10 protein-coding genes are annotated in these 10942 nt (G+C 67.5%); 3 read left to right on the forward strand and 7 right to left on the reverse strand.

The window, feature by feature from the left end; all coding sequences use genetic code 11:
- Nucleotides 1–47: 47 nt before the first annotated feature.
- Both FBY21_RS21700 and yrfG read right to left on the reverse strand, forming a co-directional pair.
- Nucleotides 48–935 (reverse strand): LysR family transcriptional regulator, encoded by an 888-nt coding sequence (locus FBY21_RS21700; RefSeq protein WP_074972273.1) that lies wholly within the window; start codon nt 933–935, stop codon nt 48–50.
- Between the two features lie 11 nt (nt 936–946).
- Nucleotides 947–1609, reverse strand: a complete 663-nt coding sequence (gene yrfG / locus FBY21_RS21705) for a GMP/IMP nucleotidase (protein ID WP_142013592.1) — start codon at nt 1607–1609, stop codon at nt 947–949.
- Nucleotides 1610–1739: 130 nt separating this feature from the next.
- Here yrfG and nudE point away from each other — a divergent pair, with 130 nt between their 5' ends.
- Entirely contained in the window at nt 1740–2306 is a 567-nt protein-coding gene (nudE, locus tag FBY21_RS21710; protein WP_044405337.1) for an ADP compounds hydrolase NudE, read from the forward strand.
- A complete protein-coding gene (gene cysQ / locus FBY21_RS21715; RefSeq protein ID WP_142013594.1) occupies nt 2303–3124 on the forward strand; it encodes a 3'(2'),5'-bisphosphate nucleotidase CysQ in 822 nt (273 codons plus the stop codon). Before nudE ends, cysQ begins: the two co-directional genes overlap by 4 nt.
- Before the next feature lie 73 nt (nt 3125–3197).
- Here cysQ and FBY21_RS21720 read toward each other — a convergent pair whose 3' ends face one another.
- From FBY21_RS21720 to arcD, 5 genes are all read right to left on the reverse strand, one after another.
- Nucleotides 3198–5102, reverse strand: a complete 1905-nt coding sequence (locus FBY21_RS21720; protein ID WP_142013596.1) for a beta-ketoacyl synthase — start codon at nt 5100–5102, stop codon at nt 3198–3200.
- 253 nt (nt 5103–5355) lie between these two features.
- A complete protein-coding gene (arcC, locus tag FBY21_RS21725) occupies nt 5356–6282 on the reverse strand; it encodes a carbamate kinase (RefSeq protein WP_142013598.1) in 927 nt (308 codons plus the stop codon).
- 104 nt (nt 6283–6386) lie between these two features.
- On the reverse strand, nt 6387–7397 hold the full coding sequence (locus tag FBY21_RS21730) for an ornithine carbamoyltransferase (protein ID WP_074972264.1): 1011 nt from the start codon (nt 7395–7397) through the stop codon (nt 6387–6389).
- 101 nt (nt 7398–7498) lie between these two features.
- Nucleotides 7499–8749 (reverse strand): arginine deiminase, encoded by a 1251-nt coding sequence (gene arcA, locus FBY21_RS21735; RefSeq protein WP_044405347.1) that lies wholly within the window; start codon nt 8747–8749, stop codon nt 7499–7501.
- A gap of 18 nt (nt 8750–8767) precedes the next feature.
- On the reverse strand, nt 8768–10195 hold the full coding sequence (gene arcD / locus FBY21_RS21740) for an arginine-ornithine antiporter (protein WP_107330345.1): 1428 nt from the start codon (nt 10193–10195) through the stop codon (nt 8768–8770).
- A gap of 376 nt (nt 10196–10571) precedes the next feature.
- On the opposite strand from arcD, the gene FBY21_RS21745 reads away from it, so the two are divergent.
- Complete coding sequence (locus FBY21_RS21745; RefSeq protein WP_160158617.1) at nt 10572–10937, forward strand: DUF5064 family protein; 366 nt, start codon at nt 10572–10574, stop codon at nt 10935–10937.
- Nucleotides 10938–10942: the final 5 nt, after the last annotated feature.

The raw sequence follows: 10942 nt of genomic DNA on the forward strand, positions 1-10942 counted from the left end.
TGATCGATATCGTCTATCGGTCAGGTTTGCGCACCTCTGGCTCGGGCTCAGGCGCTTGCCAGAAGGTCCCGGGCTTCGCTGAAACAGGTGTCGGCGAGGGTGGAACGGGGCAGTCCACGGCGCTGGATGAGCCCGAACGGGGCAAGGGTATTGGCTTGCTCGATGGGTGTCAGCGCCAGGTGCTCGGCGAGGGCGTCGAGGCCGCTGGCCAACGGCATGATGGCGCAGCACAGGCCGGCGCTGACGGCCTGCAGCAGCTGGTGCACGGCGTCCGTCTCCAGGCGCGGGCGGGGCGTCAGGCCCCGGCTGCGGAAGCCGTGGTCGATGGATTGGCGGAAATGCATGCTGCCGGAGAGCAGGCCCAGGGGCAGGGTGGCCAGCTGTTCCCAGGTCAGGGCGGCGTCGCTGAAGGGGAAGTGGCGACGGTCGTGCAGCAGGCCCATGCGGGTGTCGGCGATCTCCAGGTACTCGAAGTGCTCGCGGTCGAGGCGGTCCAGGTAGCACAGGCCGAGGTCGAGCTGGTTGCTCGCCAGGCGTTCGAGGATCTGCTCGGAGCTGAGGGCGAAGAGCTGGAAGCGCAGGTTGGGGTGACGTTCGGCGAAGGCGCGGATCAGCCCCATGGGGTCGTAGCCGGCCAGGGGCACCAGCCCCAGGCGCAGGGTGCCGACCAGTTGCCCGCGGCAGGCGGCGGCCTCGGCCTGCAGGCCGTCGTGGGCGGCGAGCAGGGTGCGGGCCCAGGCGAGCACGCGCTGGCCGGCCTCGGTGAAGCCTTCGAAGCGCTGGCCACGCTGGACCAGCTCCAGGCCCAGCTCCTCCTCCAGCTTGCGCAGGCGCATGGACAGGGTCGGCTGGGTGATGTGGCAGCGCGCGGCGGCCTGGCCGAAGTGGCGCGTCTCATCCAGCGCGACGAGGAACTTGAGCTGCTTGATGTCCATGCCAGCGGTCCTCAGAGGCCGGTGCAGAGCTGGCGGTAGTCGTCCACCGCGTCGAATTCCTCGGTGTCCTTGTCGGCGCCCTGGCTGTCGGGGCGGCGCACGGCCAGCAGGTGGGCGACGCCATGGGCGCCGGCGGCGCGCAGGATCGGCAGGCTGTCGTCGATGAACAGCGCGCGGGCCGGGTCGAACGGGCAGTCGGCCTGCAGGGCCTGCCAGAACTGTGGGTCTTCCTTGGGGTAGCCGTAGTCGTGGGAGCTGATCATGCGGTCGAACCAGGGCGCCAGCTCGACCCGCTCCATCTTCAGCGAGAGGGAGTCGCGGTGGGCGTTGGTGATCAGCATCACGCGCTTGCCGGTGCGGCGCAGGGTGGCGAGGAACAGGTCGGCGTCCGGGCGCAGGGCGATCAGGTGCGCCACTTCGCGCTTGAGGTCGCGGATCGACAGGCCCAGCTCGCGGCTCCAGAAGTCGGTGCAGTACCAGTTCAGCTGCCCGGCGTGCTGGCGGAACAGCGGCACCAGCTCGGCGTCCGCCAGTGCGCGGCTGATGCCGTGGTGCTCGGCGTAGCGCTGGGGCAGGTAGTCGAGCCAGAAGTGGTTGTCGAAGTGCAGGTCGAGCAGCGTGCCGTCCATGTCCAGCAGCACGGTGTCGATGGCGGGCCAGTTGAGGGTGGGCATGGGTGTCCGGGCTGGGTCGAGGGTGGTGGCCGTGGGTGCGCCCTGCACGGTCGTCAGGGTGCAATCTCCGACACGGACAATCGGAAAAGCCGGGGTATGATAACCCGCCGGTCCCAACCAGGAGTTCGTCATGCGTCAGAAGCCCACCGTGCTGGCCCGCGAGATCGTTGCCAGCAGCCGCCTGTTCAGCGTCGAGGAGCTCCAGTTGCGCTTCGCCAACGGCGTGGAACGCACCTATGAACGCCTGGTGGGCAAGGGCTCCGGCTATGGCGCGGTGATGGTGGTGGCGCTGCCCGATCCGGAGCACGTGCTGTTGGTGGAGGAGTACTGCGCCGGCACCGACGACTACCAGCTGTCCCTGCCCAAGGGCCTGGTGGAGCCCGGCGAGGACGTGCTGGAAGCCGCCAACCGCGAGCTGAAGGAAGAGGCGGGCTTCGGCGCCCGCCGCCTGGAACTGCTCACCGAGCTGTCGCTGTCCCCCGGTTACATGAGCCAGAAGATCCAGGTGGTGCTGGCCCGCGACCTCTACGAGGAGCGCCTGCCGGGCGACGAGCCCGAGCCGCTGCGGGTGGAGCAGGCCAGCCTGCACGACCTCATCACCCTCAACGAACACCCGCAATTCAGCGAGGGGCGCGCCCTGGCGGCGCTGTACCTTGCCCGAGACCTGTTGACCCGCCGTGGAGAATTCCCTGCATGAGCCACCCTTTGCTGCCCGCTGTCCTCGATCTGGTGGACCGCGCCGGTCACGCCATCCTGCCGTTCTGGCGTGCCGAACTGGCCGTTGAGGAAAAGGCCGATGCCTCCCCCGTCACCGCCGCCGACCTGGCCGCCCACCGCGTGCTGGTGGAGGGTCTGACGGCGCTGGCGCCGGATATCCCGGTGCTCTCTGAAGAAGCAGCCGACATCCCCCTGGAAACCCGCGCGGGGTGGCAGCGCTGGTGGCTGGTGGACCCGCTGGACGGCACCAAGGAGTTCATCGCCGGGTCCGATGAATTCACCGTCAACGTCGCGCTGATCGAAGAGGGTCGCGTGGTGTTCGGCGTGGTCGGCATCCCGGCCAGCGGCCGTCGCTACTACGGTGGCGCCGGCTTGGGGGCCTGGCAGCAGGATGTCGGCGGTGTGGCCCATGCCATCCGCGTGCGCCCGCAGCCGGCCGAGGCTTTCACCCTGGTGGCCAGCAAGCGCCACTCAAGCCCGGCCCAGGAGCGCCTGCTGGCGGGGCTCGGCGAGCGTTTCGGCGAACTCTCGCTGGCCAACATCGGCAGCTCCCTGAAATTCTGCCTGCTGGCCGAGGGGGCGGCGGATTGCTACCCGCGCCTGGCGCCGACGTCCCAGTGGGACACGGCAGCGGCCCAGGGCGTGCTGGAGGGGGCCGGTGGCGAGGTGCTGGACCTGGCGGGTGCGCCGCTGGGCTACGGGGCGCGGGAATCCTTCCTCAATCCCTCCTTCCTGGCCCTGCCGGCGCAGGCCGCATGGCGCGGCGAACTGCTGGCGCTGGCCCGCGAGCTGGCGTGAGCCGGCTCCCTGAACCGGGTGGGCCGGGTGGTGTTCCGCCAAAGCCCACCAGGCTCAGTTCAGTCAGTCAGGATCAATCGAGCATGTCGCTGAAGCGTTCGTCGCGGGCGTAGAGCAGCGGGCGGGCGAAGCCGGGGACCTTCACGCCGTCTGTGGAGACTTCCAGCTCGCGGTCGTCGATCAGGTCGTTGCCGAAGTTGTAGATGATGTCCAGCTCGCCCATCAGGGCGCGGGCGTCGTAGTCGCGGGCGGCGGCGCGGGTGGCCTCGCGCTTGTCCAGGTAGGCGGCGAAGGCGTCGGCGCCGTGGCGCTTGTGCAGCATGCGCTCGGCCAGGCGCGGGCTGATCACCACGCCGGTGGCGTTGTTGCCGCCGAAGCCCTTGGAGTTGATGAAGCAGATGTCCAGGTTAGCCCGGTCGCGCTGGTCGGCCAGGGGGATGGCCAGGCGCTGCTGGTGGACGTCGTCGGCGACCCGGTCGATGGTCTTGATGCCCGGCAGGATGCCGTAGCGGAAGGTGCCGAGGGCGGAGATCAGCTGGTCGCCGCTGGCGGCGGCGAGGGAGTGGCCGACGAAGGCCTTCACGGCGGTCAGCGGCCAGTTGTCGATGCCGAAGGCGCCGGCCACGCGGTCCAGCAGCTCGGATTCGGTGACACGGTTGGCCGGGGTGCTGGAGCCGTGGGCGTGGACGAAGCTGCGCTGGCGCACGGCGTCGCTGCCGAACAGCTGGGTGGCGCTGGCCACGGCCTTGGCCAGGGTCAGGTAGTTGCCCGGGCCGGGGGCGGAAATGGACTTCTTGAAGCCGTCGGCGTTGATGAACACGTCGGTAACGGCGCCGTGGATGTCGGCGCCCAGCTGCAGGGCCAGCTCGTCATCCATCAGCACCACGTACTGGCTGGACTCGGCCAGGGTGAAGCCGCAGTTCTCGCCGAACGGACGGCTGGCGCGGCGGAAGTCCACGTCGTCGCGGCCGCCGACCTGGCGCAGGCCGTCTTCGGTGGCCAGGGCGCCCATGGCGCCGTAGCCGTCGATGCATTCCTGGTTGATCGGTGCTTCGGCGTTGCCCACCAGGGCGACGCGGGCGCGGCCGCTGGTGATCTGCTCGATGGCCTTCTGCAGGTTGTAGAGGAAGGTGGCGCAGGCGCCGGTGACGCTGCCGGTGGTGCCGACGCTGCCCAGCACGTAGGCGTTGATGAAGTCGGCGGGCATGGTGTTCAGGCCCAGGGGCAACTGCTTGGCGGTGACGCGGCCGCCCTTGAGGCGCGACTGCATGAGGCCGCCGAAGCCGTTCTCGTCGAGCTGGCTCATGATGCTGCCGGAGAACACGGCGATCTCGTCAGGCTGCACCTGGTCGACGATCTGCTGCCAGGGCAGGCCGATGGAGCGGATGGCGTCGGTGGCGGCCACCACCGACAGCTGCAGGCCGCGGGGGTGGAAGCGGGAGTTGTACAGCTCGCCGGGCTCGAAGCCGCTGGGCAGCTGGCCGGCGGATTTCACCGGCAGCGCGCGGAAGCTCTCGACCTTGAAGTCGCTGGTGCCGCCGAGGGTGACGCGCACCTCGCCGCTGTCCAGGATTTCCACGCTCCAGCTGGCCGGCAGGGGCTCGGGCAGCTGCTTGCGCGAGGTGATGAAGGTGATGCGGGCGCCGTCCTCGGGGGTCACGCCGATGCTTTTCTGCCAGGGCGCGGCGTCCACGTCGAGGAAGCTCTTCTCGATGCGGCGCACCAGGGTGGAGGCCAGCACGCGCTCGCCGTAGCGGGCTTCGATGGCGGGCAGGTCCAGGGGCTTGCCGTCGGCGTCCAGGTACTGGCCGTCGACCACGGTCACCAGCTTGGTCATCACGGCGAGGCCGGCCAGGGTTTCCTGGCGGGTGGCGGCATCGAGGCTCTCGATCACGGTGCGGCGGAATCCGTGGTGGAAGGAACTGCGTCCTGCCGCGTTGTAGCCGCCAAAACCAACGATGACCGGAAGTCGGGACATGACTGGAACACTCCTCAAATGACCATGGCGTGGCAGGGCCCGGTGACGACGCGGTGAAGACGGGCCAAGGAGACCGCAGGAGCGGCTGGCCAGGGGTGCGAGGTCGGGGCCCGGTCACGGACCGGGTGGCAGCTCGTACGAACCGAATGCCATACCTGACGCGGCCTATGACCGTCGAGTCACTTGGAGAGCGGCCGGTGCTGCCGGCCAGGAAGGCGCCCGGCGGCCCGCGAGGGCGCGCCGGGCCTGGGCTTCAGCGGAAGCTGAGGCCGGGGGTGGCGGTGCTGACGCGGGTGCCGGCCTGGCCCCGAGCGATGGCTTCGATGTCCTTCAGGGCACCGATCACCGCAGGACGGCCGGTCTCGCGGGCGAACTCGCAGGCGGCCTGGACCTTGGGCCCCATGGAGCCGGCGGCGAAACCGAGGCGCTCCAGTTCGTCGGGGTGGGCCTGGGCAATGGCCTTCTGGGTGGGCTTGCCCCAGTCGACGTAGGCGGCGTCCACGTCGGTGGCGATCACCAGCAGGTCGCTCTCCAGCTGGCGGGCCAGCAGGGCGGAGCAGAGGTCCTTGTCGATGACTGCCTCGACGCCCTTGAGCTTGCCGTTCTCGTACATCGTGGGGATGCCGCCGCCGCCGGCGCAGATGACCACCGAGCCTTTCTCCAGCAGCCACTTGATCGGGCGGATCTCGAAGATCTGCTTGGGCCTGGGGCTGGCGACCACGCGGCGGAACTTGTCGCCGTCAGGAGCGATGGCCCAGCCTTTCTCGGCGGCCAGGCGCTCGGCGTCCTCGCGGGGGTAGACCGGGCCGATGGGTTTGCTGGGGTGCTGGAAGGCGGGGTCGGCCGGGTCCACTTCCACCTGGGTGAGCAGGGTGGCGAAGGGCACTTCGACCGGGAGCAGGTTGCCCAGCTCCTGTTCGATCATGTAGCCGATCATGCCTTCGGTCTCGGCCCCGAGCACGTCCAGCGGGTAGGGGTTGGCGGCGTCGTAGGCGGCGCCCTGGAGGGCCAGCAGGCCCACTTGCGGGCCGTTGCCGTGGGCGATCACCAACTCGTTGCCGGGGGCGACCTTGGCGATCTGCTCGCAGGCGACGCGGACGTTGTCCCGCTGGTTGTCGGCGGTCATGGCTTCGCCTCGGCGCAGCAGGGCGTTGCCGCCCAACGCGATGACGATTCGCATGGTGGTTCTCCTAGTGCAGTGAGAGGGGCGGTTGGCCGCCGCCTCTCGGGATCACTGAGGGTCCTGAGCACCATGGGGCTGGATAGCCCCGTGGCGAACTGGAATCAGATGTCGGCGAGGGTCGAGACCAGAATCGCCTTGATGGTGTGCATGCGGTTTTCCGCCTGCTCGAAGGCGATGTTGTAGGGGGACTCGAAGACGTCCTCGGTGACTTCGATGCCGTTCTTCAGGTTCGGGTACTGCTCGGCGATCTGCTTGCCGACCTTGGTCTCGCTGTTGTGGAAGGCCGGCAGGCAGTGCATGAACTTGGCCCGGGGGTTACCGGTGGCCTTCATGATGTCCATGTTCACCTGGTAGGGCAGCAGCTCCTTGATGCGCTCGCCCCAGGCTTCCACCGGCTCGCCCATGGAGACCCACACGTCGGTGTGGACGAAGTCCACGCCCTTCACCGCTTCCTTCGGGTCTTCGGTGAGGGTGATGCGGGCGCCGCTTTCCTCGGCGAACTTCTTGCACGCGGCGACGTGTTCATCGCTGGGCCAGAGGGCCTTCGGTGCGGCGATGCGTACGTCCATGCCGAGCTTGGCGCCGATCAGCAGCAGGGAGTTGCCCATGTTGTTGCGGGCGTCGCCCAGGTAGGCGTAGCTGATGTCGTGCAGAGGCTTGTCGCTGTGCTCGCGCATGGTCAGCACGTCGGCGAGCATCTGGGTCGGGTGGTACTCGTCGGTGAGGCCGTTGAACACCGGCACGCCGGCGTAGGTGGCCAGTTCTTCGACGATGTCCTGGTGGAAGCCGCGGTACTCGATGGCGTCGTACATGCGGCCGAGCACCCGGGCGGTGTCCTTCATGCTCTCCTTGTGGCCGATCTGCGAGGAGTTGGGGTCGATGTAGGTGACGTTGGCGCCCTGGTCATAGGCGGCGACCTCGAAGGCGCAGCGGGTGCGGGTGGAGGTCTTCTCGAAGATCAGCGCGATGTTCTTGCGCTTGAGGTGCTGCTGCTCGGTGCCGGTGTACTTGGCGCGCTTGAGGTCGCGGGAGAGGTCCAGCAAGTAGCGCAGCTCGCGGGTGCTGTGGTGCATCAGGCTCAGCAGGTTGCGGTTGTGCATGTTGAAGGCCATGGTCGTTCTCCTTGTGGGCAGGTCGGAAGAAGGGCCCCGCCTGTACTGCTCGTGGCGTCGGCGGGGCGGAGGCGGCCGTGGGTGACGGCCGCCGCCTGGTCTCAGTAGTCGATCGGGTCGCGCAGGATCGGGCAGGTCATGCAGTGGCCACCGCCGCGGCCGCGGCCGAGTTCGCTGGCACTGATGGTGACCACCTCGACACCCGCCTTGCGCAGCTGGGTGTTGGTGTAGGTGTTGCGGTCGTAGCCGATGACCACGCCGGGCTCCAGGCAGACCACGTTGTTGCCGTCGTCCCATTGCTCGCGCTCGGCCTCGAAGCTGTCACCGCCGGTTTGCACCACGCGCAGTTGCTTGAGGCCGAGGGACTCGGCGACCACGTCGACGAAGTGCTTCTCTTCGCGGCGGATGTCGATGCCGTAGGGGCGGCTCTCGTCCGGACGCAGGATGAAGGGCACGATCTCGCGCACCACTTCCGGGAAGATGGTCACCAGGTCGCGGTCGCAGAAGGTGAACACGGTGTCCAGGTGCATGGCAGCGCGGGACTTGGGCAGGCCGGCGACGATGATCTTCTGCGCCGCGCCCTTGCTGAACAGCGACTGTGCCAGTTGGCCGATGGCCTGGCGCGAGGTGCGCTCGCCCATGCCGATGAGCACCACGCCGTTGCCGATGGGCATCACGTCGCCGCCTTCGAGGGTGGCCATGCCGTGGTCCTTGTCCGGGTCGCCGTACCAGACTTCGAAGTCGGCGCCGGTGAACTGCGGGTGGAACTTGTAGATGGCGGTGGTCAGCAGTGTTTCCTGGCGTCGCGCCGGCCAGTACATGGGGTTGAGCGTGACGCCGCCGTAGATCCAGCAGGTGGTGTCGCGGGTGAACTGGGTGTTGGGCAGCGGCGGCAGGATGAAGCTGGAGTGGCCCAGGTAGTCGCGGTACATCTTGATCGCGCTGACCCCTTCGCTGTCCGGCAGGTCGGAGCCGGCGACGCCGCCGATCAGGTATTCGGCGAGCTTGCGCGGCTCCTGCTCTTCGAGCCAGGCGCGCACTTCGTTGACCAGGCCGACGCCGACCTGGTCGGGGGTGATCTTGCGGTCGAGGATCCACTTCAGGGCCTCGGGGTTCTGCACGATGTCGGTGAGCAGGTTGTGCATCTCCAGCACCTCGATGCCGCGCTCGCGCATCTTGGTGACGAAGTCGAAGTGGTCGCGTTTGGCCTGGTTGACCCAGATGACATCGTCGAACAGCAGTTCGTCGCAGTTGTTCGGGGTCAGCCGCATGTGGGCAAGGCCCGGGGAGCAAACCATCACTTTATGCAGTTTGCCGGCTTCGGAGTGGACGCCGAGTTTGACGTTGGACATGGCAGGTCTCCTTGCGGATCAGAGGGTCAGGAAGCCGTCGTAGAGGCCATAGGCCGCTACCAGCGCGCCGATGACGACGGCGGCGAAGATCAGCTTCTCGACAGGGGTGAATACCGGTTGGCCGAGTTCATGCTTGGCCTTGGCGAAGAGGATGGCGCCGGGGGCGTAGAGCAGCGCCGAGAGCAGCAGGTACTTCACGCCGCCGGCGTACAGCAGCCAGGTGGCGTAGACCAGGGCGAGGCCGGCGATGGCCAGGTCCTTGCCGCGCTCGCTGGCGTCCTGCTCGTAGGTCTCGCCCCGCAGCGGCAGCAGCACGGCGTAGGCGGCGGACCAGAAGTACGGCACCAGGATCATCGAGGTGGCCAGGTAGATCAGTGACAGGTAGGTGCTGTTGTTGAACAGCGTGACGATGAGGAACAGCTGCACCATGGCGTTGGTCAGCCAGAGCGCGTTGGCGGGAACGTGGTTGGCGTTCTCGCGACGCAGGAACTCCGGCATGGTGTGGTCCTTCGCGGCGGCGAAGAGGATCTCCGCACACAGCAGCACCCAGGACAGCAACGCCCCCACCAGCGAGACCACCAGGCCGACGCTGATCAGCACCGCGCCCCAGTGCCCCACCACGTGCTCCAGCACGGCCGCCATGGAGGGGTTCTTCAGCTGGGCCAGTTCCGGCTGGGTCATGATGCCGAGGGACAGCACGTTCACCAGCACCAGCAACAGCAGCACGATGACGAAGCCGAGGATGGTGGCCTTGCCGACGTCGCTGCGCTTCTCGGCGCGGGCGGAGAAGATGCTCGCGCCTTCGATGCCGATGAACACCCAGACGGTGACCAGCATCATGTTGCGCACCTGGTTCATCACGCTGCCCAACTCGGGGTTCTTGGTGCCCCAGATGTCAGCGGTGAAGATGTCCAGCTTGAAGGCGAACAGGCAGATGAGGATGAACAGGAACAGCGGCACCACCTTGGCGATGGTGGTCACGAGGTTGATGAAGGCCGCTTCCCGGATGCCGCGCAGCACCAGGAAATGCACCGCCCAGAGCACCACCGAGGCGCCGACGATGGCTGCGGGCGTGTTGCCCTCGCCGAAGATCGGGAAGAAGTAGCCGAGGGTGCCGAACAGCAGGACGAAGTAGCCGACGTTGCCCAGCCAGGCGCTGATCCAGTAGCCCCAGGCCGAGGAGAAGCCCATGTAGTCGCCGAAGCCGGCCTTGGCGTAGGCGTAGACGCCGCCGTCGAGGTCGGGCTTGCGGTTGGCCAGGGTCTGGAAGACGAACGCCAGGGTCAGCATGCCGACGGCGGTGATCGCCCAGCCGATGAGGATCGCGCCGGCATCTGCACTGGCTGCCATGTTCTGGGGCAGGGAGAAGATCCCGCCGCCGATCATGGAACCGACCACCAGGGCGACGAGCGCGCCAAGTCGGAGTTTGTGCGTGGAGTCTGACATCTTGCACCTCCATTCGAGTAGGAACTGTGCTTAGTTGGCTCTTCCTTTCATGGAAGAGTGATGACGTGGGTCAATAGCCAGCTAACGATGTGCGAGGAACAATTTCCGACAGAAAACCTGAACAGCTCGACAGCTTTCCATGAAGGACTGCGAGCCGCGATTGGCGGGGCTTTTGGCCTTCCCTGGAGCAGCGTCCGGTTCAAGCTAGACGGTTTTCATTTCAATTCAAGTTGAGGGGATTGGTGATGGCGCGGGTGAGCGGTTTCGCCTTGCTGCCGAAGGGAATGACGCTACGAGGCGGTAATTGCGTTCCGCTATAAGCAGGCCCAGGGACAGGGCATCCCCCCCGACTTCTCGACATCGGTGGAGGTGAATGATGTTCCGCCCCGGACACCTGGATATCCGCAGCGAGGCGCTGGGCGCGTTCCCGGCCTATCGCTTCGACCTGGACTACGCACTGCGTCAGGACGACGACGGCCCCTATGTGCACTTCGACCTGGTCGGCGAGGTCAGTGGCCAGCCCTTCCAGGATCGCTTCCGCCTGCACCGCGACGTTGCCTACAACTTCCTCCACCGCACCTGCCGCTGCCTGCGACGGCACGGCCTGGCACCGGGCGCGCTCGAACCCCTGGCCCATCACCGGGACTACGTGCGGGTGTTCGATGACCTGCGCGCGCAGCTCCACGCGGCACCGGGGACGCCGGTGGACCTGGAGCGATTCCTGCGGGAGCGGGAGGAGTGACGAAG

Source organism: Pseudomonas sp. SLBN-26 (genome assembly GCF_006715895.1).
In the GTDB taxonomy this organism is placed as follows: domain Bacteria; phylum Pseudomonadota; class Gammaproteobacteria; order Pseudomonadales; family Pseudomonadaceae; genus Metapseudomonas; species Metapseudomonas otitidis.

Coding starts and splice junctions, on each gene's coding strand:
- arcA (WP_044405347.1), bottom strand. CDS start 8,749: ATGTCCAACGTCAAACTCGGCGTCCACTCCGAAGCCGGCAAACTGCAT.
- FBY21_RS21745 (WP_160158617.1), top strand. CDS start 10,572: ATGTTCCGCCCCGGACACCTGGATATCCGCAGCGAGGCGCTGGGCGCG.
- FBY21_RS21720 (WP_142013596.1), bottom strand. CDS start 5,102: ATGTCCCGACTTCCGGTCATCGTTGGTTTTGGCGGCTACAACGCGGCA.
- arcD (WP_107330345.1), bottom strand. CDS start 10,195: ATGTCAGACTCCACGCACAAACTCCGACTTGGCGCGCTCGTCGCCCTG.
- nudE (WP_044405337.1), top strand. CDS start 1,740: ATGCGTCAGAAGCCCACCGTGCTGGCCCGCGAGATCGTTGCCAGCAGC.
- FBY21_RS21730 (WP_074972264.1), bottom strand. CDS start 7,397: ATGGCCTTCAACATGCACAACCGCAACCTGCTGAGCCTGATGCACCAC.
- cysQ (WP_142013594.1), top strand. CDS start 2,303: ATGAGCCACCCTTTGCTGCCCGCTGTCCTCGATCTGGTGGACCGCGCC.
- arcC (WP_142013598.1), bottom strand. CDS start 6,282: ATGCGAATCGTCATCGCGTTGGGCGGCAACGCCCTGCTGCGCCGAGGC.
- FBY21_RS21700 (WP_074972273.1), bottom strand. CDS start 935: ATGGACATCAAGCAGCTCAAGTTCCTCGTCGCGCTGGATGAGACGCGC.
- yrfG (WP_142013592.1), bottom strand. CDS start 1,609: ATGCCCACCCTCAACTGGCCCGCCATCGACACCGTGCTGCTGGACATG.